The sequence below is a fragment of the Shewanella sp. N2AIL genome (assembly GCF_022690845.1).
GTDB lineage: Bacteria > Pseudomonadota > Gammaproteobacteria > Enterobacterales > Shewanellaceae > Shewanella > Shewanella baltica.
On sequence record NZ_JALBYT010000012.1, the window covers coordinates 95,001 to 116,242 of the forward strand.

Consider the following 21,242-nt stretch of genomic DNA (forward strand, 5'->3'; position numbering starts at 1 on the left):
TCTTGAGCAAGATTAAGATTTTGTTACTTTAAGCGCATAGAGAAATAACAATGTTAGCTATACTCCAAAGATACAAGTTGTATTCCTTTGGAGCATTCAAGCATGTCTAAGTTGAGTTTACGCAATAAATTACTATTGCTATCGCTGTTCCCTTTGATCCTCGCATTACTCATATTGATGTCGGTTTCCTATTATGTCGAACAAGATGCACTTGCCGCTGAAGTGATCACTTTTAAAACTAAGCTCGTCGGTGAGCGTAAACAACAAATTAAAGAAGCCACCGAAATTGCCGCAGGCATAGTGAATTATCAATTATCGCTAAAAGAGCAAGGCAATGTGAATCAAGCACTCAGAGACATACGCTTCGGTAGCGCAGGTTACTTTTTCATGTATGACTCTCAAGGTAAAAATATCTTTCATGCCCTAATCCCAAGTTTAGAAGGGCAAAATAAGATGGATATGACAGATCCCCGCGGCACTAAAATTATCGTCGGCCTGCTCGACGCCGCTAAACGTGGCGATGGTAGTTTCTCCTACTACTATCAAAAACCTAATACCAATGAGCAGATTGAGAAGATCAGCTACGCCATGATGATCTCGGGCACAGACTGGATGTTAGGTACTGGGGCCTATATCGATGATATCGATGCCGTTGTTGAGGAATATCGCGCCACAGTGACAGAACAAATGGCAGATAAATCCTTCGCCATTTTACTGATAGCACTGTTCCTTACGGGTATTACTGGCTTTATCATCATGATCGCCGCCCACCGTATGGTCGTGCCAATCAAGAATATGGCCGATAACTTGAATGATATCGCTAAGGGTGAAGGGGATTTAACCAAACGACTCGCCGTAAAAGGGGAGGACGAAATTGCTCAACTTGGACGTTCCTTTAACCTCTTTGTCGATAAGCTGCAAAATATCATCGGCGATGTGGCGACGGCGACCGCTAAAGTGAAAACTGCGGCCAATGCGATTCATGCGCAAACTAAAGTTATGTCGAGTCAGTTAGTCAGTCATAACAATGAAACCGATCAGGTGGTGACGGCGATTACTGAGATGTCGTCCACCGCTAACGAAGTGGCAAAAAATACCACTCAAGTGGCTGAGGCGACCCACGCAGCAACGGGCGATGTGGCTAATGCCCAGCGCTGTGTTGATGCTTCGCTTGAGGAGATTGCGTCTTTAATGTCGCAAATCAATAATGCGGCGGGCAGTATCAAATCACTCAGCGAGCAATCCCAGAAAATCAACAGCGTACTGTCAGTGATTGGTGGTATTGCCGAGCAGACCAACCTATTGGCATTAAACGCCGCCATCGAAGCGGCCCGTGCCGGTGAACAGGGCCGAGGTTTTGCTGTGGTCGCCGATGAGGTGCGTAACTTAGCCAGCCGCACTCAAGCCAGTACGTTAGAAATCAATGAGATGTTATCGGCATTACATAAGCTAGTGACCCAAGCCGTGAAAGCGATGGAAGAGAGTCAACAAAGCTGCGTGCGTTCGGTGGATTCTTCTCGCACGATTTCCGACAGTCTGGGTTCAGTGACTTCGGCTGTGACTGCGATTAACGATATGAGTACCCAAATTGCGGCAGCGGCGACAGAGCAAAGCTCAGTGACCGAAGAAATTAACCGTAACGTGTATGCCATCCAAGAGATTGTGAATGAGCTACTGCACTCCAGTGAAGATGCGGCCAGAGTGAGTCTGACGGTATCAGAGGAAGGCATTAACTTAGGTAAATTAGTGGGGCAGTTTAGGATTTAATCGCCTCAATCTTGAATAAAAACGGGAGACTTAAGGTCTCCCGTTTTTATTTGGCTCGTTTATTTTTTAAAGCGTTAACCGTTAATTCAGCTGAGTGAATTCATCCAAGCTAATTCGCGTTAGCAAATTCACTCTAGTCAATCCACGTTAGCCAATGTACGTTAACCCATTCACTTTAGCTCACTTCCTTTAGTCAATCTTCTCGGCAACCCGTTCTACCCTCACAGAGCAGACCTTATATTCTGGGATAAAAGCAACAGGATCGAGCGCATTGATGGTGAGTTTATTCGCCGCCGCTTCAACAAAATGAAAGGGCAGGAATAGCACGCCAGCTTGCGCTCTTTTCGTCACAAAGGCGTCGATTTCAATTTCGCCGCGACGGGTAGTGAGTTTGATTTTATCGCCATTGCCTATGCCGAGTTGCTCAGCGTCATAGACTGAAATCATCACTTTAGGCGAGCCGAGTAAGTCGAGCCCCGCTGTTTTACGGGTTAAGGTGCCTGTGTGGAACTGTTCCAGTAAACGTCCGGTTGAGAGGGTGAGCGGGTACTCACTGCAGGGCATTTCCGCGGGTAAGCGATAACTCACTGGCGTGAACTTGCCTAAGCCGCGGGTGAATTGGCCTTGGTGCATGATGGGCGTTCCAGGATGGGTTTCATCTGGACAAGGCCATTGAATGCCTTGGGGAATTTTACCGTCTTCTCCAGTGCTTAATCGCTGCCAAGTAATGCCCCGATATTGTGGTGTTAGCTCATTGATTTCCTGCCAAATCGCTTCTTCATTGGGGTAATCCCAAGCGGCGCCCATCGCATTGGCAATGGCTTGGACAATTTGCCAATCGGGCAGGGCTTCGCCTGGCGGTAACAGAGCTTGTTCGAGTCGCTGCACTCGTCGTTCAGTATTGGTGAAATGACCACGTTTTTCGACAAAGGCGGCGGCGGGCAGAACCACATCGGCAAGCTCGGCAGTTTCGGTGAGGAAGATGTCCTGCACCACTAAAAAGTCGATTGCATTAAGCGCCCTAAGCACGTGGGCTTGGTCAGGATCGCTCAATACGGGGTTTTCGCCCATCACATACAAAGCCTTGATTTTCCCTTTGGAAATATCATGCATCATGTGGGTGGCGGTCACGCCAATTTCTCCCGATAACGGCGTTTGCCAGTGTGCTTCGAAACGCATTCTGGCATGAATGTCAGTGACTTTTTGGTAACCACTAAAGAAGTTGGGCAGAGCGCCCATGTCGCAGGCACCTTGCACATTACTCTGCCCTCGAAGTGGGTTAATTCCCGCACCTTCAACCCCAATATTGCCGCACAGAAGTTGTAGATTGGATATGGCGGTGACATTGTCGTGTCCCGTCGTGTGCTGAGTGATCCCCATTGCATAGTAGACTGCGGTTTTTTCGGCCGTGCCTATGGTGCGGGCGATACAGGCGATATCTTCGGCTGTAACGCCAGTTATCAAGGCCGCGTTTTCTAGGCTGTAATCTGCTTTTGCGAGTTCAGCGTAGAGGGCATCCACTCCTTCGGTGCGTGCGGTAATGTAGCTTTTATCCTGCCAGTCGTTGCGGATGATTTCCGCCATAATCGCATTGAGTAACATGACGTCAGTGCCGGGTCTGTGGGCGACATAAAGCTGTGCACTGTCGGCAATGGCGACACGTTTAGGGTCGGCCACTATTAATTTTGCACCATGCAAAGCCACGGCTTGTTTGATTTTCGAGGCGATGATCGGGTGAGCACTGCTGGTGTCTGAGCCTATGATAAAAATCACATCCGATGCTTGAATGCTCGGAATGTCATTGGTCATGGCGCCACTGCCGATACTTTGCTGTAGCCCAGTGACTGTGGATGAATGACACAGGCGGGCGCAATGGTCGATGTTATTGGTGCCGAGTATGCTTCTGACAAATTTTTGCAGGAGGAAGTTTTCTTCATTGGTGGCTTTTGCCGAGGCTAAGCTTGCCAGTACATTACTGCCATATTGCTGTTTTATTTGCTGTAAATGTTCGGCCACATAGACGATGGCTTCAGGCCAACTACTTGGCGTGAGTTGGCCATTTATACGAATGAGTGGCGTGGTGAGGCGTTTTTCACTGTGAATAAAATCGAAACCAAATCGCCCTTTGACGCAGAGCATGCCTTGGTTAACCACAGACTCTTTGTTGCCCTCGATATGACGGATCTGATTAGTGCTGGTATCGATTTTAAGGTCAAGCCGACAGCCTACACCGCAATAGGTACAAATCGTTGAGGCGGTTTTGAGTGGTGTTTCATCGCCTTGGCATTTATCCCGCGCATCGACGAGTGCGCCCGTAGGGCAAACCTGCACACAGTTGCCGCATTGCACGCATTTACTGTCTGCCATACTGGCGCTAAAGCCGACTCTCGGTGCGCGGCGTTCGATGGTTTCGCTTAGGTCTTGCGGCAGTGCTTGATAGGAATCATGGGCAAATTGAATCGCACAATGGCCACTCTGCAACTGGCACACATCAACGCACTTACCGCAGCTAATACAGCGATTCGCATCAAATTGAATGAATGGACTCGATTTATCGACCGAAAACTTACGCGCGCTTTGAGTGCTGAGTGACTTAGGTTCGACATGGTAGTCGGTCGCATAGTCCCTTAATTTACAATCAGTATTGGCTTGGCAGGCGCATTCTAGGCATCGCGCGGCCTCTTGCATGGCGGCATCGGGAGCAAAACCTAGCTCGACTTCGCCATAGTTGAGTAGACGCTGCACCGCACTCAGCTCGGGCATGGTTAAACGGGCTTTACGCGGTACGGCGGGATAAAGATCGGTTGCGGGCAAGTCTTGTGTCACCGCTTTGCTGATTACTTTTGATGAATTAAATTCAGTGGCATGCAACTCACAGCTTAGACCTTGTTTGAGTAATTTATTTATGGCGATGGCGGCTTTATGACCATCACCTATGGCGGCAACTGCGGTGGCTGGACCGCGGCGCGCATCACCCACCACAAAGAGCTTTTCAGCCCCTGATGACATAGTGTGCTCGCAGCCAATGAAGGTATTCCAGCGGCTGAGAGCAAGTGTGCCTTGGCTTAAGTGGCTCTCGGGATCTTGCATAAAACTCATATCGGGAGTTTGTGATACTGCGGCTATCACAGTGTCGAAATCTTGAGTAAAGGTTTCACCTGTATCAACGGGAGCGCGTCTGCCAGAGGCATCGGCTTCGCCGAGTGCCATCTTCGCGAAGGTGACTGAATGGACTCTGCCGTGAGCATCGCTATGGTTTTCAAGCGGATTGGTTAAAAAATGAAACTTCACCCCTTCGACTTCGGCCTCGTGTACTTCGTAAGCTTCGGCGGGCATTTCTGCGCGGGTGCGGCGGTAAATTAAGGTGACATCGCAACCTTCACGCACCGCAGTGCGGGCGCAATCGATAGCGGTATTGCCGCCGCCAATGACGGCGACTTTTTTACCTAAAACAAGAGTCTTTTCGAGACAATGATCTTTTAAATAATCGACGCCTAAGTAGCAACCTTTGAGCGTGCTGCCGGGATAATCCATAGGCACGGCTTTTTGGGCGCCGATCGCAAGACAGACGGCATCAAAATCTTCAACTAATTGATTTAAATGTATCTCGTGACCGAGACGTGTGTCTGTGTGTATGGTTAAGCCGTTATGGCACAAGAGTTCGATTTCTTTATCGAGTATCGCCTTAGGCAAACGATACTCAGGAATACCATAGCGCAGCCAACCACCCGCCTGTGGCATGGCCTCGAATATCTCTACGCTATGGCCTTGGTTTGATAAGTAATATCCGGCACTTAACCCTGCTGGGCCCGCCCCGATAATCGCGACTTTTTTGCCCGTGACGGCTTGGCGCGGCGGCACATAACTCATGCCGCCCTTTTCGCCATCAGCTAAGTCGAGATCGGCGGCGTGGCGTTTGAGTTGACGAATAGCGATGGGCTCATCGACTAGCCCACGGCGACATTGTGCTTCACAAAAAGCAGGGCAGACACGGCCAATAGATAGCGGCAGTGGCAAGGTTTGTTTAATGATTTTAACGGCTTCGGTATGGTTGCCTTGGGCTATGTGATACAGGTAACTCTGCACATCGACGCCCGCAGGGCATGCTTGCTGGCACGGGGCTTCGCAATCGGCGAAGTGATCGCTTAAGATCACTGTCAGTGCTTGTTTGCGCTGTTGACTTAAGAATTCAGACTGAGTTATCACCCGCATGCCCGCTTCGATAGGTGTTTCGCAGGCGCGTACGCAGCGCAAACTGGCATCGGCATTTTCAATTTGGACGACACACAAATTGCAGGCTTGCTTGTCTGAGTTTGAGTCTGCATGAGTATGTGCATGAGTGCCTAATTGCTGCGAGGCTGCGCTGGGATCACATAAGCTGGGTATGGCTATGCCCGCGGCATGTGCCGCTTGCAGTAGGTTATCGGTCGGGTTAACCGACAACACTTGGTCATCAATTCGAAGTTCTATCATCCCATGGCCTTTTTATATGTAGGGTGCTTAGCTGCTATAGCGCGGGGCTGCAGGCTTAGGTTGTCTCGAGTATACCTAGACAGCTTTAGAAGACGCTTATGGGCGAGGGAAGTTTGCAGCAGAATTGCAGCTTGAATCACAAACCTAGTGCAGACTGTGCGCTGATGAATGTTTGTTCGAATTGAGCCGTGATTAGGTTGGCGGTATTTGGGCTTTTTAGTGGTAATTTCATTGATATTACGAATGTTTTCTTGGCAGGTAAGTGGTACTTTGGGTCGCGTTTGGCCTACTGAATCACTTAGCTTGGCTAAATTTAAGTAAGATCACAGTCTTAACTCTGCGCTTTTTGTTAGTCTCGGCTGTGGCAATGTGGTCTTTTAGGCCGGAAATTAATCCTTGTTATCCCATTTAATGAACAGTGCCCCCCTAGGTTTACCAGCCTGGTTAGGTTAAAATGCGCGGTTGCAAATACTGTTAATCATCGCCTCTTTTAGTGGAAGATCAATTAAAGCGGCCAAATAAAAGAAAGTTGAAAATTCATGTTTGAAGTTAATCCAGTAAAATTCAAAATTAAGGAGCTTGCCGAGCGCACGCAGCTTCTTAGGGGGTATCTTTGACTACGATGCCAAAAATGAGCGTCTAGAAGAAGTTACCCGTGAGCTTGAAAGTTCAGAAGTGTGGAATGACCCAGAGCGTGCCCAAGCCTTAGGCAAAGAGCGCGCCAGCCTAGAAGCTGTGGTCAAAACCATAGACGATATGGACTCAGGTCTTGAAGATGTTGAAGGCTTACTCGAGTTGGCTATTGAAGAGGAAGACGAAGACACGTTCAACGAAACCAGTAAAGAGCTGGATTATCTCGAAAGCCGACTTGCCGATCTCGAATTCCGCCGTATGTTCTCCGGCCCGCAAGATGCGTCAAACTGTTATTTAGACATTCAGTCTGGCAGTGGTGGTACCGAAGCCCAAGATTGGGCCAACATGGTGCTGCGTATGTACCTGCGTTGGGGCGAAGCCCATGGTTTTAGCCCAGAGTTGATGGAAGTGACCGATGGTGATGTGGCCGGTATTAAAGGCGCGACCATTAAGTTTACTGGCGAATATGCGTTCGGTTGGTTGCGTACCGAGACTGGCGTGCACCGCTTAGTGCGTAAGTCGCCATTCGACTCATCGGGTCGTCGTCATACGTCATTCTGCTCTGTGTTCGTTTACCCAGAAATCGACGACGATATCACTATCGATATCAACCCATCGGATCTGCGTATCGACACTTACCGCGCATCGGGCGCGGGTGGTCAGCACGTTAACAAAACAGAATCGGCGATTCGTATTACCCACTTACCGACTAACACAGTCGTGCAGTGTCAGAACGACCGTTCACAGCACAAGAACAAAGATGCTGCGATGAAGCAGCTGAAAGCAAAACTGTTTGAGTTAGAAATGCTCAAGCAAAATGCCGACAAACAGGCCGCTGAAGACGCTAAGTCTGATATCGGCTGGGGCAGTCAAATTCGCTCTTATGTATTAGACGATGCCCGCATTAAAGACTTACGCACAGGCGTTGAAAACCGTAGCACTCAAGCGGTACTCGATGGCGATCTGGATAAGTTTATCGAAGCCAGTTTGAAATCTGGGCTGTAATTAATTCAAGGTATAGACGAGAAATAAGATGACTGAACAAGTAATTGATGAGAACAAACTGATCGCCGAGCGCCGTGCCAAGCTAGAAAGCATCCGCCCAAACTGTAGTGCTAATGCGCATCCAAATACTTTCCGTCGCACCCATAAAGCGGCTGAACTGCAAGCACTTTATGGTCATAACACTAAAGAAGAACTCGAAGCCTTAGGTTTTAAGACCAGCATTGCTGGCCGCATTATGGCAAAACGTGGTCCTTTTCTAGTGATCCAAGACGTGTCTGGCCGTATTCAAGCCTATGCTGAAAAAAGCGTACAAGCTGATTTGAAAGAGCGTTTTCAAGGTCTGGATATCGGTGACATTATCGGTGTAACCGGTCAGCTGCACTTGTCTGGCAAAGGCGATTTATACGTCAACATGGAACAGTACGAGCTACTGACCAAAGCACTGCGTCCATTGCCTGCGGACTATTATGGTCTCGCCGATCAAGAAATGCGCTACCGTCAACGTTACGTGGATCTCATCGTTAACGAAGATTCACGCAATGCTTTCATCATGCGTTCTAAAGTGGTTTCTGCAATCCGTAACTTCATGATCAAAAAAGAGTTCATGGAAGTTGAAACCCCTATGATGCACGTGATCCCAGGTGGCGCTTCGGCCCGTCCTTTCATCACTCATCACAACGCCTTAGACATGCCAATGTACCTGCGTATCGCGCCAGAATTATACCTGAAGCGTTTAGTGGTTGGTGGTTTTGAGCGTGTGTTCGAAATCAACCGTAACTTCCGTAACGAAGGTCTGTCGCCACGTCATAACCCAGAATTCACTATGATGGAATTCTATATGGCTTATGCAGACTATAAAGATCTGATGGACTTAACCGAAGAAATGCTCAGCTCGATTGCTATCGAACTGCTTGGCAGTGCGCAAATGCCATACGGCGAGCACACAGTCGATTTCGGCGGCCCATACGCACGTTTAAGCATGTTAGAAGCGATTCAGAAGTACAATCCTGATAACGCGACTATCCAAGCTATGACCTATGAGCAAGTGAAAGATGTTGAATTCATGCGCGATTTGGCGAAAAGCTTAGGCATGAAGATTGAGAAGTTCTGGACTTGTGGTCAGCTGCTTGAAGAAATCTTCGGTGAAACTGCTGAATGGCAATTGATGCAACCGACGTTCATCACTGGCTACCCTGCGGATATTTCACCACTGGCACGTCGTAACGATGACAACCATTTCATCACTGACCGTTTCGAATTCTTCATCGGTGGCCGCGAAGTGGCTAACGGCTTTAGCGAGCTGAACGATGCTGAAGATCAAGACAACCGCTTTAAAGCACAAGTTGACGCCAAAGATGCGGGTGATGACGAAGCCATGTTCTACGATGCAGACTATATCACTGCACTAGAGCACGGTTTGCCACCCACGGCAGGTCAAGGTATTGGTATCGACCGTTTAGTGATGTTGTTCACTAACACTCATACTATCCGTGACGTGATCCTGTTCCCAGCGATGCGCCCACAGGCGTAATGCAGTCGAACCAGGTTTTTCATTGGTACATTTTGTTGCATTAGCCTTAGCTACGCGGCTGCTAGCAAGTCGTAATAAGTTGAGTTTGCAGTGAGTTTAGGAATGACCTACCCATCACGGCGATGATATGCCCCATAAAAACCAGCCATTTGGCTGGTTTTTTGTTTTCTAGAATAGTTAAAAATGATGCGTGCTAGAGTCGAACCACTAGTAACCTAAAAATAGGTTAGATGAACATCATCAAGTGGCATGTGAGTTTCAGGTGTGGCTATCGATTGTAGTGTAGATTGCGGGTTTAGTTTGTGAGTGTCGATTGTGGTTTTAACTTGGAGTTTCATATTGGGATGTCAGGAAATACTCAGCCAAGGTGAGAGCATCCAGTCACCAGTTATACACGATATTGGCTGTGTTCATTTCATTATTGGTAGAGAAGATTTACGGGAAGACCCAGGCTGAAGGGGTTAAGACGCGGCAATGAGTGAATGCCAAAATAGCAGGCTGCATCACTGACGTTATAAACAGTACGATGAACTATTTTTAAACGCATATATTCACCTATGCCGACCCAGTGGCAGTTTCAGATAATCAACCCGACATTAGTCTAATAGGGTGTTGCTTGACCTCAGTCGCTAACTCAATGAAACTCTCCATTAAATCACCTCCTACTAAAGTATGGATAATTAAATAATGTTAATTTTCTTTATTTGTATCGCACTCTTAGTGCTTGCGTACAAGTTCTATAGCCCCTTTGTTGAACGTCAAGCGGGTATCGATCCTAAAGCTAAGACGCCACAGGCAAAATTCGAAGATGGTGTTGATTATGTGCCTGTTCATCCAGCTAAAGCGTTTCTGATCCAATTCCTCAATGTTGCGGGTGTGGGGCCTATTTTTGGTCCGATCCTCGGTGCTTTATACGGTCCTATTGCCTTGGTGTGGATTGTGCTGGGAAACATTATAGGCGGTGCGGTGCATGATTATTTTTCTGGCGTGCTCAGCATTAAAGAAGACGGTAAGAGTTTGCCTGAGATAGCTGGTCATTACTTTAATATCTACTTTAAAGGCGTGATGTTGCTGTTTACCGCCATGCTGCTGTTTTTTGTGGGCGTGGTCTTCATCATGAGCCCTGCAGGTTTACTGAGTAATCTCGATTATTTCAAAGATACTATCTTTGGCAATAACACCTTTTGGGTACTTGTGATTTTAGCCTATTACTTTTTGGCGACTATGCTGCCGATCGATAAAATCATCACTAAATTGTATCCCGCATTTGGTTTGTTGATGATAGTGATGACGGTTTCTATTGCGGTTGCCCTGATGATCAATGCACCGCAGTTACCTGAGATGGGCGATGTGTTTGCTTATTTCGATCACAGTCACTACAACAATGAGTTACTTGAGCCAAATCCAGACGGATTACCGGTATGGCCACTATTGTTTGTGACTATTACCTGTGGTGCGATCAGTGGTTTCCACTCGACGCAAGCGCCCATCATGGCCCGTTGTTTGACCAACGAGAAGTATGTGCGTCCTGTGTATTATGGTGCTATGGTTGCTGAAGGTATTGTTGCTTGTGTATGGGCTACTGCGGGTATCGCGGCTTTCCCTGGTGGTTATGTTGAGCTTAAGAGTTTGCTCGACCAAGGTGGTCCAGGTTTAGTAGTTAACCAAGTGGCGACGACGTATCTCGGTGTGATGGGCGGCATTATGGCGATTGTGGCCGTGGCTATTTTCCCGATCACCTCTGGTGATACTGCGTTTCGTTCGCTGCGCCTGACGATTATCGACGCCTTCCATATTCCACAAAGCATGCGTAATCGTTTATTGGTTGCTGTACCTATCCTAACGATTGCGTACTTTATGACGAAGATCGATTTCTCCTTGATTTGGCGCTACTTTGCCTTCTCAAATATGCTGCTATCAACCAGTGTGTTGTGGTTAGCGACTAAGTATTTGTTCGACCGCGGGACTTTCCATTGGATTGTGAGCTTGCCAGCGATTGGTGGTACTAGCGTCACAGTTTCTTACATTATGACAGCGGGTATTGGTCTGGGTTTACCCCAACCTTTGAGCCAGCCTGTGGGTATCGCAGTCGGGGTTATCTGTTTAGTCGCGCTGATTATTGCGCACAACCGACGCAAACCTGTGGCAGACGCCAACTAGTCCGTTACACCAAGTTTAGCCATTTAGACACAAGGGCTGCATTTTGCAGCCCTTGTTTTTTATGATTAGCAGTAACTTGACTATCCTTTAATATCTTAATTTATAAAGGGGAATGTTTGCTGAACATTATTTAATGGGATGATTCATCGCGTTTCATCTAGAGGTAAGGTAAGGTCGTTAGACTGGTTTTTGTTTCTCTATTGAAACGATTAGTCGGTGATAGAGAACGTTATGCAGTACAAACATGCAGCAAAAGTCATTTAGTTTTTATTTATTTGAATATTTTTTGCGAACAGAAGGAGAGCACGTTATGTCTGAGAACAAATGTCCTATGCATCATTCTGCTGGTGGCACCACGAATCGAGATTGGTGGCCTAAACAGCTGCGGCTCGATATTCTGCACCAGCACTCTTCCTTGTCGAATCCTATGGGTGATGACTTCAATTATGCTGAAGCCTTTAAATCCCTCGATTTGGCCGCGGTAAAGCAAGACCTCCTCGCATTAATGACTGATTCACAGGACTGGTGGCCAGCGGACTTTGGCCACTATGGACCACTATTTATTCGTATGGCTTGGCACAGCGCTGGCACCTATCGCACTGGTGATGGACGCGGCGGTGCGGGCAGCGGTAATCAACGTTTCGCGCCGTTAAATAGTTGGCCTGACAACGTCAGCCTCGATAAAGCCCGCAGGCTTATCTGGCCGATAAAGCAAAAATATGGCAATAAAATCTCCTGGGCCGATTTGATAATCCTCACGGGCAATGTCGCGCTGGAATCTATGGGATTCAAAACCTTAGGTTTTGCCGGTGGGCGGGTGGATATTTGGGAACCCGAAGCCGATATTTACTGGGGAGCCGAAGATAAGTGGTTAGACGATAAACGTTATTCTGGTGAACGGGATCTTGAAGATCCCCTCGCCGCAGTGCAAATGGGGCTGATTTACGTCAACCCAGAAGGACCCAATGGCGATCCCGATCCCTTCGCTGCCGCCGTTGATATTCGCGAAACCTTTGCCCGCATGGCGATGAATGATGAAGAAACTGTGGCGCTGATTGCCGGTGGCCATACTTTCGGTAAAACCCATGGGGCAGGTGATGCTGCGTTAGTAGGGCCAGAGCCTGAAGCCGCCAGTATTGAGCAGCAAGGGCTAGGCTGGAAGAGTAGCTACAAAAGCGGTAAAGGTGGCGATGCTATTTCCAGTGGTCTTGAAGTGACTTGGACCTCAACGCCAACCCAATGGAGTAATAATTTCTTTGAAAATCTATTCGGTTATGAATGGGAACTGACTAAGAGCCCAGCGGGCGCCCATCAGTGGATACCTAAAAATGGTGCGGGTAAAGGGGTGATTCCCGATGCGCACGACGCCTCAAAACGCCATGTGCCGGCCATGTTAACCACTGACCTTGCACTGATCTTCGACCCTGATTACGAGAAAATATCGCGTCGACTCTTTGAAAATCCTGATGAGTTTGCTGAGATCTTTGCAAAGGCTTGGTACAAGCTGACGCACAGGGATATGGGGCCATGTACACGCTATTTGGGTCCTGAAGTGCCAGCAGAAGAGTTTCTTTGGCAAGATCCCATCCCAGCGGTTGATCATCCCTTGGTTGATGAGCAGGATGTCACGGATCTTAAACTTAAGATTATTGGCTCTGGATTAACGATTTCAGAAGTAGTAGCAACCGCTTGGGCCTCTGCTTCGACCTACCGTGGTTCTGATATGCGCGGTGGTGCGAACGGTGCCCGAATTCGTCTCGCGCCGCAAAAAGATTGGCCAGTAAACCAGCCTGAGCAACTTGCTAAGGTGCTGAAAGTACTTGAGAGCATTCAGTCTGAGTTCAACAAAAGCGGTAAAAAAATCTCCCTTGCTGATTTGATTGTGCTGGCAGGTTGTGTCGGTATTGACCAAGCGGCCAGAAATGCGGGAGTTGAAGTGACTATTCCATTTACGCCGGGTCGTATGGATGCCACACAAGCGCAAACGGATGTGGAATCTTTTGCGGTACTGGAACCGGTCGCCGATGGCTTTAGAAATTATCATCCCACTCAATTTTCGGTATCTGCGGAGGAGTTATTGGTCGATAGGGCACAATTACTGACCTTAACCGCACCGGAAATGACGGTACTCATCGGCGGGTTGCGGGTGTTAGATACTAACGCTGATCAATCTAAGACAGGTGTATTGACTGCGCGTCCTGAGTTTTTGACCAACGACTTTTTCGTTAACTTGCTGGATATGGGCACGACGTGGAAACCCACTTCAAAAGCGGAGGATAGGTTTGAGGGCGTGGATCGCGTTAGCGGAGAGCCAAAATGGACGGCGTCGCGGGTTGATTTGATCTTTGGTTCTAACTCGCAGCTGCGTGCGCTTGCAGAAGTGTACGCGAGCGGTGATGCGCAGCTGCGATTTATCGATGACTTTATCGCGGCTTGGACTAAGGTGATGAACTTAGACAGGTTTGATCTCCGCTGAGCCTAGCTTTAACTGATATTGTTAGTCTTATTTTAGTGGTTAATGGATCCAATTTAAGCCTTGTAGTGTTGAGGTTGGCTTAGCACTTAAGTGGATTGTCAGTCAAATGATCGCCTAACCCTCTGTGGTTATGCGGTCATTTTTATTAATCTGTAATGGTGTTTATCAATTTAGGATAGGAATATGAACATTCAGCAAATGTCGGGTTTAGCTATTTTACAGGCGATGGCAAAGGGCGAACTGCCCGCACCTTCGATCACCCAGACTATGCCCATGTCATTGATTCAAGCCGAAGAAGGTTCAGTGCTGTTTCATGCGACAGCCGATGATAAGCATCTGAATCCGCTGGGCGGCGTTCATGGTGGTTTCGCTGCCACTGTACTGGATTCTGTTACTGGCTGCGCCGTGCACACTTTGCTCGAAGCGGGTGTGGGTTACGGTACTATCGATTTGAATATTAAAATGATTCGACCTGTGCCTAAGCATCAAGTGTTAGTGGCCGAGGGCAGAGTGATTAATCTGTCTAAGTCCTTAGGAATTTCGGAAGGCACGCTAAAAACGCAGGATGGAAAATTACTGGCTACCGCCACGGCGACCTGCATGATTTTAAGGCCGTAAACCGATTCAATGCGCTCATGCAGTGGTATCTGTGCTGCACTTTGCCTTGGCTTTTCCATCGCTTGCTGCGGCGATACGGCCTCTTCGAGTTTAAGCCATGGATTGATGAGTTAACTCATGCCGAATCTGAGCGCTATTATCGCGCTAGCATCAGCAATCAAACATCGCGTTAGCACCAGCAATCAAATCGGTAATTGCATTGTTAGCGGTAAGGATTTATATAGATGTTAATTCAGTAAATAACGGAATTTTTTAATCATATTTTCATAAATAGGCTTCAAGATTGAAAATAGCTAGCATGCGATATTCCATTCGACAGAAAGTATGCTAGATTCTGGCGAATTGTTGCTGATCGCTGTATTGTTACCTCTGTCATCAACAGTTCTCCACAGGGCCATCACTGCAATTTGGTTACATTTGCAGGGAAGTGTCAGGAAGTTACACCAATTCAGAGTCTGCTTATGCAACCCAATTTATTTCCCGAACAAAGAAACGTTTACCAACAATCGATGGTGACAGTACCTTCGATTGAAGCCCAATCCTCCTCTCGTCGCGGCCGTTTGCAGCGCATGGTTGGCAGCGTATTGTTAACCTGTAGCGTATTGCTGAGTCTTTCGGCGTGTGCAGCGGGTAAGCAGGTGTCACCACAAGAAGGTGAAGAGTTCAGTTACGCTTGGCTTAAGGGCTATGCCCGTACTATGGCAGCACAACCCTATGAAAGCCATAAAGGCGAATTGCCTAAAAGCCTTCAGGGCATGAGCTGGGATGATTACCAACAATTCCACTTTAAGAAAAAAGCCGCACTGTGGCGCGATCAGGACTCGGAGTTTCGTGCTGAGCTGTTCCACCTAGGGCTGTATTTCGACACGCCAATTCACATTTATGAATTGAATGAAGGCAAGGCTAAGTTAATCGACTATTCGCCTTCTATGTTCGATTACGGTAAGTCAAAGGTGAAAGGCAGTCAGTTGCCTAAGGATCTTGGCTTTGCGGGTTTCCGTATGCAGTTCAATACCGATTGGGAACGTGACGTTGTCGCCTTCCTTGGCGCCAGTTATTTCCGCGCAGTGGGTCACGAGATGCAATACGGCCTGTCGGCTCGTGGTTTAGCGGTGGATACTGCGCTGCCAAAACCTGAAGAGTTTCCAATGTTCACCGACTTCTGGTTAGAAAAACCTAAACCAGGATCGAACATCACGACTGTGTATGCCTTGTTAGACTCTCCGAGTGTGACAGGTGCTTACCGTTTCGATATCGAGCCGAGTGAGCGTTTAAAAATGAAGGTGGATGTGGCTGTTTATCCACGTAAAGCGATTGAACGTTTAGGCGTAGCGCCATTGACCAGTATGTTTATGGTGGGTGAGAACGATCGCCGCACCGGTTACGACTGGCGTCCAGAAATCCATGATACCGATGGCTTAGCCATGCACACGGGTAATGGTGAATGGATTTGGCGTCCACTAGGTAACCCAGAAAACCTACGATTCAACGCCTATAGCGATGAGAATCCAAAAGGTTTTGGCTTACTGCAACGTGACCGTAACTTCGATCACTATCAGGACGATGGCGTGTTTTATGATAAACGCCCAAGCCTGTGGATTGAACCAACAAGCAGTTGGGGCAAAGGTTCGGTGCAGTTAGTTGAAATCCCAACACTGGATGAAACCTTTGATAACATAGTCGCATTTTGGAATCCTGCTGAGCCGATTGTTCCGGGTCAAGAGCTGCTGTATAGCTACAACATGTATTGGGGCGGCATTCCACCGGTTCAATCACCCCGTGCTCGCGTTGTTGATACCTTCACCGGGATTGGCGGCGTAGTTGGCCAGAAACGCAAATACTACAGTAAGCGTTTTGTGGTGGATTTCGCGGGCGGCACTTTGCCTATGATAGGCAAAGACACCCAAGTAAAAGCCGTGATCACTGCATCTGAAGGCAAAGTCGAAATTGAATCTGCCCGTCCGTTAGCTTCAATTAATGGTTACCGCGCTATGTTTGACGTAGTGCCACCCGGAGACGGTACTGAGCCGATTAACCTGAGAGTCTATTTGGAAGTCGATGGTCAGCCATTGTCTGAAACTTGGATGTATCAGTGGAATCCGCCCGCTAAGGATGATCGTGAATTGCACAATGCGGGTCATCTGCAATAAGCGATTAGTGAGTCATTAATCTAAAACGCCAGCTAACTTAGCTGGCGTTTTTGTTTTGGCTTAGCTCACTGAATCCTGCCTCTGCAGGTTTTTGGGTTATATGGCTTGATAGGCTAAGACTAGATTATCTAAAAAATGCCCTAGCAACTGATTCATTCGAGTCGTTGATTGTCCCACGATGAACTCAGGGCTTTGAATATAGGGCATTTTCTGTGTGCTAGAAAAAGCACTTTCTTGGGCAATTAATGGCGCTAATTGGCTACTGATAAATTCAAGATGGCATTGAAATCCAAAAACTAAATCTGTGTAACGTACAATTTGCCGTGGGCAAGCTTCACTTGTGGCGAGCACTTCGCAATCGGGAGTGAGGCCTGGCATGTCGTTATGCCAGTGGCCGACCACTTCAGTGGTCGAAAATGACTTAAGGCTAACATCACTTTTTCCTGCCGCCGTTAGCTCTATGGGGAAGTAACCAATCTCGGTATGCGGGCTCTTTTGATAACGGGCGCCTAATGCCTCACCGATTAGCTGTGCGCCAAGACAAACCCCCACAACGGCTTTATTTTTTTGGATAGCTTGTCTGATAAACCTTTGTTCTGCTTGGCTATCAAAATATGGACAATCGCTTTGGCATGTCGCGGGAGATTGGGGGCCACCGAGGATAATTAATAGATCAAAACCATCACTATTGTCGGGTAAAGCTTCATTTAGATAGATTTTGCTAAAGCTCATACTGTAGTTTTTGCTTGCGGCCCAATCGCTAAAATAGCCTGGACCTTCATAGCTTTCATGGATAATGCAATGAATGCGCATCGAGTTTTCCTGTGTCTTTTATGGGATAACGCTATGCTACAATCCTTTTTATTTGGCTGAATAACGTTATATGGACAAGTAATAATGCTAAATCGCCAACTCGATTCGATTAACACCATGATTGAGCAAGCGCCTAATATGCCTTCCTTTGTAAAAACGATTGAGATGCAGAAGGGGTATGTGGATGCTTTACACCAGCACTGTTGGCATCAGCTTATTTTTCCGCTCCAAGGTCTGTTACAGACAGAGGCAAATGGGGCACTGTTTTTGGTTCCCCATACCACAGCGCTTTTTGTACCTGCAGGTGTCATGCATGAGTCTGTTGCGATTACAGATACCTGCTTTATTGGTGTCTATTTGAATCCTATGTATGGCCGAGATTATGGCGCCATGATAAAGCCCGTCGCTATGAGTGCTTTTCTTAGGGAGTTGGTGCTAACGCTTAGAAAACAATGTGTTTTTAATCCCCCAACGAATGTTGAGCCAATGGCTCTGGCGGCAATACAGCGTTTGCTTGAGGTGTTATACGATCAAATTAATAGTGCGCAAGGACAGACCTTTAAGTTACTGATACCGCAAGATAGGCGCCTAAAATTGATCTTTGAGCATTTAACCCAAACACCAGCTTTAGATTTCTCTTTAGCGAAATGGGGTGAGATGGTTGGGGCATCGGAACGAACATTGTCGAGGTTATTTGTGAGGGAGTTTGGTTCCTCATTCGTCTTATGGCGTCAACATTTGCGGCTGATCTATTCGCTGTCGTTATTGGCCACAGACCTATCAATACAGAATGTGGCTCACCAAATCGGTTATCAAAATGATTCATCCTATATCAAAGCTTTCAAGGAGCGTTTTGGAATGACGCCACAGCGATTTCGGTTAGGCGATCATGGGATATAACGCAGTTACGACCTATGATAACGAGCATTTCATCTGACTTTTTAATTTGAATCAATGCTTTATGGATTTTATTCGCGGTTATTCATATCGTTGAATATAATCATCAATTGCAAGCATACGACTGAGTTATTGAGGACTAATTCACTTTTTGACAATCTAAATAATTTTTCACTGTAAAAGAGGCCAAATATAGGCGTAATCTGTGGGCGTTCTCGCCATGGGTCAGTATGTTATGTTTGAAATGTTCACTACGTTAGGCTTTGCTTGGTCTGTGGGTTTAGTGCTTGCGATACTGTTTGTATTGGCATACGAGTTCATCAATGGTTTCCACGACACCGCCAATGCGGTGGCGACAGTTATCTATACCAAGGCGATGCCGGCCAATCTTGCTGTTGCTACCTCCGCACTCTTTAACTTTGCGGGTGTGCTATTAGGTGGTTTAGGTGTGGCCTATGCGATAGTGCATTTATTGCCGGTAGATTCCTTGCTCGGCATGGATTCGACCCAAGGTTTATTGATGGTCTTTTCTTTGCTGTTTTCGGCAATTATCTGGAACTTAGGCACTTGGTATTTCGGTATTCCAGCATCGAGTTCCCATACCTTGATTGGGTCAATAATGGGCGTGGGCGGCGCGTTCGCGTGGATGAATCATCAGCCTATCTTGCAGGGCATTAATGTCTCTAAAGCCTCGCAGATCATGTTGTCCTTAATCATTTCGCCGACCTTAGGTTTTGTGATGGCGGGGATTTTTCTGCTCATCATGAAATATGTCTGGCAGAAACATAAAATTCACCGCACTCCCGATGAGCAGATGCAGATTAATGGCAAAAAACACCCGCCATTTTGGGCAAGGGCGAGTTTAATTGTCTCTGCTATGGGGGTGAGTTTTGCCCATGGTTCGAACGATGGACAGAAGGGCATAGGCCTAGTGATGCTAGTGCTGATTTGTATGGCTCCAGCGTATTTTGCCTTGGACATGGGGAGTCAACCCTATGATTTGGAAAGAACTCAAGATGCCAATCGGCGCATTATGGCGATTTACGATCGTAACCAAGCCGTGATCGCGGATGTGATCGACTTTAGCGCTTCAGCAAACGTCCCCGAATATATGCTGGCCCATTGCTCATCTGAAAATGTATTACCTGCGATGTCGCTACTTGACCGCCGCTTGGCAAAAGTCTCGACTTACAAAGACATGGATGTACAAGAGCGGCGCGAGGTGCGTCGGTTACTCCTTTGTATCGATGATACAGCCCGCCAAGTAGCGAAGTTAGATCTCCCCGCGAAAGATCTAACCTCATTGGCTAAATGGCGCAAGGATCTCACCCGCACCACAGAATATGCGCCACTTTGGGTGATTATTGCCATTGCGACTGCGCTGGGTTGCGGCACGCTAGTGGGCTGGCGACGGATTGTGTATACCGTTGGGGAAAAAATTGGTTCATCGAGTATGACCTACAGCCAAGGCATTGCCGCACAGGTCACCGCTGCCGTATCGATTGGGATTGCCAGTATGACGGGCATGCCAGTGTCGACGACTCATATTTTATCTTCCGCCGTTGCGGGCACTATGGTGGCTAATCGTTCGGGGCTTCAGATCCAAACAATTAAGCAAATCATGCTCGCTTGGCTGCTGACGCTTCCTATTACTATGTTGCTCTCTGCGTGCGTGTTTATCCTTGCCAATGCACTTTGGGGTTAGCTAAGAATACTCAAGTTGAATGCACACATAGCCAAGCCTTGAGCGCTTGGCGTTTAGGTTCAGTGCCGTTTTCCGCGATAATGACCTAAGCCATCTTGTTAGAGTTGAGCTTTCAACACCAACAAGGACATAAGATGGCTGAGCAATTTAGAATACTTTTCAAAGCACTACACCAACAATCAGAGCCGCTGATATTAACTAACGTTTGGGATGCCGCCAGTGCGGCCATCATCCAAGCATCGGGCGCCCGTGCGATTGCGACCAGTAGCGCGGCATTGGCTTGGTCGCTCGGTTATCCCGATGGCCAAGCGCTACCTAAAGCGGCCTTATTGGACGCAGTGAACCATATCCTACGGTTGAGCCGAGTGTCAGTGACGCTAGATATTGAATCCGGTTATAGCCAAGATCCCGATGAGGTTGCTGCTTTTGTTGCGCAGCTCGCTGAGCTTGGCGTAGCAGGGATTAATATTGAGGATGGCTGTGCAGGTGTTGCTGAGATGGTGGCAAAAATTAAAGCTATTCGCGCCCATCCTCGTTGCCAAGGATTATTTATTAATGCGCGAACCGATGTGTATTTACTGGGCTTAGCCAGTGGTGATGCCGCGGTCGCTATGACTATCGATAGGTTAACTCAATATCAGGCTGCGGGCGCGGATGGCGGCTTTATCCCTGGGGCTAATCAGGTCGAGACCGCTAAGCGCTTGTCTGCCGCTGTGGATATGCCACTGAATTTTATGCTATTGAATGAGCAGATGGATATCGGCGAGTTATTTGCCGCAGGTGTGCAGCGTTTTTCCACCGGTCCGGCTTCATTTTTACAAGCCTATGACACTTTGTTTAATCCAATTTTGTTAAATTCAATTAAGGCAAAGCCGTTTCAGCTGCAGCCAAAAGATGCGGTTATTGCCGTTGATAACGGTTCAATACCTAAAGCCATTACCCTTGATTTTGAACGAATGAATAACTTATTTATCCCGAGTTAAAGCTGTTTTTAATCTATATCCACGGCGAGCT

General features: G+C 47.5%; 12 protein-coding genes. 10 read left to right on the forward strand and 2 right to left on the reverse strand.

Features of this window, described 5'->3' with window-relative positions; all coding sequences use genetic code 11:
• The first annotated feature begins 102 nt into the window (after window positions 1–102).
• A complete protein-coding gene (locus tag MO387_RS09420) occupies window positions 103–1,767 on the forward strand; it encodes a methyl-accepting chemotaxis protein (protein ID WP_107948929.1) in 1,665 nt (554 codons plus the stop codon).
• Between the two features lie 189 nt (window positions 1,768–1,956).
• On the opposite strand, the gene fdhF is transcribed toward MO387_RS09420, so the two are convergent.
• Window positions 1,957–6,240, reverse strand: a complete 4,284-nt coding sequence (gene fdhF / locus MO387_RS09425) for a formate dehydrogenase subunit alpha (protein WP_107948927.1) — start codon at window positions 6,238–6,240, stop codon at window positions 1,957–1,959.
• Window positions 6,241–6,779: 539 nt separating this feature from the next.
• Here fdhF and prfB point away from each other — a divergent pair.
• From prfB to MO387_RS09455, 6 genes are all read left to right on the forward strand, one after another.
• A protein-coding gene (gene prfB, locus MO387_RS09430) for a peptide chain release factor 2 (protein ID WP_006080387.1) occupies window positions 6,780–7,878 on the forward strand; the annotation gives its coding sequence in 2 pieces (ribosomal slippage) (window positions 6,780–6,854 and window positions 6,856–7,878; 1,098 coding nt in all).
• 28 nt (window positions 7,879–7,906) lie between these two features.
• Complete coding sequence (lysS, locus tag MO387_RS09435; protein WP_107948925.1) at window positions 7,907–9,409, forward strand: lysine--tRNA ligase; 1,503 nt, start codon at window positions 7,907–7,909, stop codon at window positions 9,407–9,409.
• Window positions 9,410–10,096: 687 nt separating this feature from the next.
• Window positions 10,097–11,569, forward strand: coding sequence for a carbon starvation CstA family protein (locus MO387_RS09440; RefSeq protein ID WP_107948922.1), 1,473 nt, complete (start codon window positions 10,097–10,099; stop codon window positions 11,567–11,569).
• Window positions 11,570–11,879: 310 nt separating this feature from the next.
• Window positions 11,880–14,045, forward strand: a complete 2,166-nt coding sequence (katG, locus tag MO387_RS09445) for a catalase/peroxidase HPI (protein ID WP_242326220.1) — start codon at window positions 11,880–11,882, stop codon at window positions 14,043–14,045.
• 183 nt (window positions 14,046–14,228) lie between these two features.
• A complete protein-coding gene (locus MO387_RS09450) occupies window positions 14,229–14,663 on the forward strand; it encodes a PaaI family thioesterase (protein ID WP_242326222.1) in 435 nt (144 codons plus the stop codon).
• A 461-nt stretch (window positions 14,664–15,124) separates the two neighbouring features.
• Window positions 15,125–16,813: a glucan biosynthesis protein D gene (locus MO387_RS09455; protein ID WP_242326224.1), complete on the forward strand. Its 1,689-nt coding sequence runs from the start codon at window positions 15,125–15,127 to the stop codon at window positions 16,811–16,813.
• 96 nt (window positions 16,814–16,909) lie between these two features.
• Here MO387_RS09455 and MO387_RS09460 read toward each other — a convergent pair whose 3' ends face one another.
• On the reverse strand, window positions 16,910–17,626 hold the full coding sequence (locus MO387_RS09460) for a type 1 glutamine amidotransferase (RefSeq protein WP_107948913.1): 717 nt from the start codon (window positions 17,624–17,626) through the stop codon (window positions 16,910–16,912).
• 84 nt (window positions 17,627–17,710) lie between these two features.
• Here MO387_RS09460 and MO387_RS09465 point away from each other — a divergent pair, with 84 nt between their 5' ends.
• From MO387_RS09465 to MO387_RS09475, 3 genes are all read left to right on the forward strand, one after another.
• Window positions 17,711–18,526, forward strand: coding sequence for a helix-turn-helix transcriptional regulator (locus tag MO387_RS09465; protein ID WP_107948911.1), 816 nt, complete (start codon window positions 17,711–17,713; stop codon window positions 18,524–18,526).
• A gap of 232 nt (window positions 18,527–18,758) precedes the next feature.
• Window positions 18,759–20,228, forward strand: a complete 1,470-nt coding sequence (locus MO387_RS09470; protein ID WP_107950302.1) for an inorganic phosphate transporter — start codon at window positions 18,759–18,761, stop codon at window positions 20,226–20,228.
• 134 nt (window positions 20,229–20,362) lie between these two features.
• Window positions 20,363–21,211: an isocitrate lyase/phosphoenolpyruvate mutase family protein gene (locus tag MO387_RS09475; protein ID WP_107948909.1), complete on the forward strand. Its 849-nt coding sequence runs from the start codon at window positions 20,363–20,365 to the stop codon at window positions 21,209–21,211.
• Window positions 21,212–21,242: the final 31 nt, after the last annotated feature.

What these genes read in the sequence shown, in the direction of transcription:
- MO387_RS09420 (WP_107948929.1), top strand. Translation starts at nt 103, where the DNA reads ATGTCTAAGTTGAGTTTACGCAATAAATTACTATTGCTATCGCTGTTC.
- fdhF (WP_107948927.1), bottom strand. Translation starts at nt 6,240, where the DNA reads ATGATAGAACTTCGAATTGATGACCAAGTGTTGTCGGTTAACCCGACC.
- lysS (WP_107948925.1), top strand. Translation starts at nt 7,907, where the DNA reads ATGACTGAACAAGTAATTGATGAGAACAAACTGATCGCCGAGCGCCGT.
- MO387_RS09440 (WP_107948922.1), top strand. Translation starts at nt 10,097, where the DNA reads ATGTTAATTTTCTTTATTTGTATCGCACTCTTAGTGCTTGCGTACAAG.
- katG (WP_242326220.1), top strand. Translation starts at nt 11,880, where the DNA reads ATGTCTGAGAACAAATGTCCTATGCATCATTCTGCTGGTGGCACCACG.
- MO387_RS09450 (WP_242326222.1), top strand. Translation starts at nt 14,229, where the DNA reads ATGAACATTCAGCAAATGTCGGGTTTAGCTATTTTACAGGCGATGGCA.
- MO387_RS09455 (WP_242326224.1), top strand. Translation starts at nt 15,125, where the DNA reads ATGCAACCCAATTTATTTCCCGAACAAAGAAACGTTTACCAACAATCG.
- MO387_RS09460 (WP_107948913.1), bottom strand. Translation starts at nt 17,626, where the DNA reads ATGCGCATTCATTGCATTATCCATGAAAGCTATGAAGGTCCAGGCTAT.
- MO387_RS09465 (WP_107948911.1), top strand. Translation starts at nt 17,711, where the DNA reads ATGCTAAATCGCCAACTCGATTCGATTAACACCATGATTGAGCAAGCG.
- MO387_RS09470 (WP_107950302.1), top strand. Translation starts at nt 18,759, where the DNA reads ATGTTTGAAATGTTCACTACGTTAGGCTTTGCTTGGTCTGTGGGTTTA.
- MO387_RS09475 (WP_107948909.1), top strand. Translation starts at nt 20,363, where the DNA reads ATGGCTGAGCAATTTAGAATACTTTTCAAAGCACTACACCAACAATCA.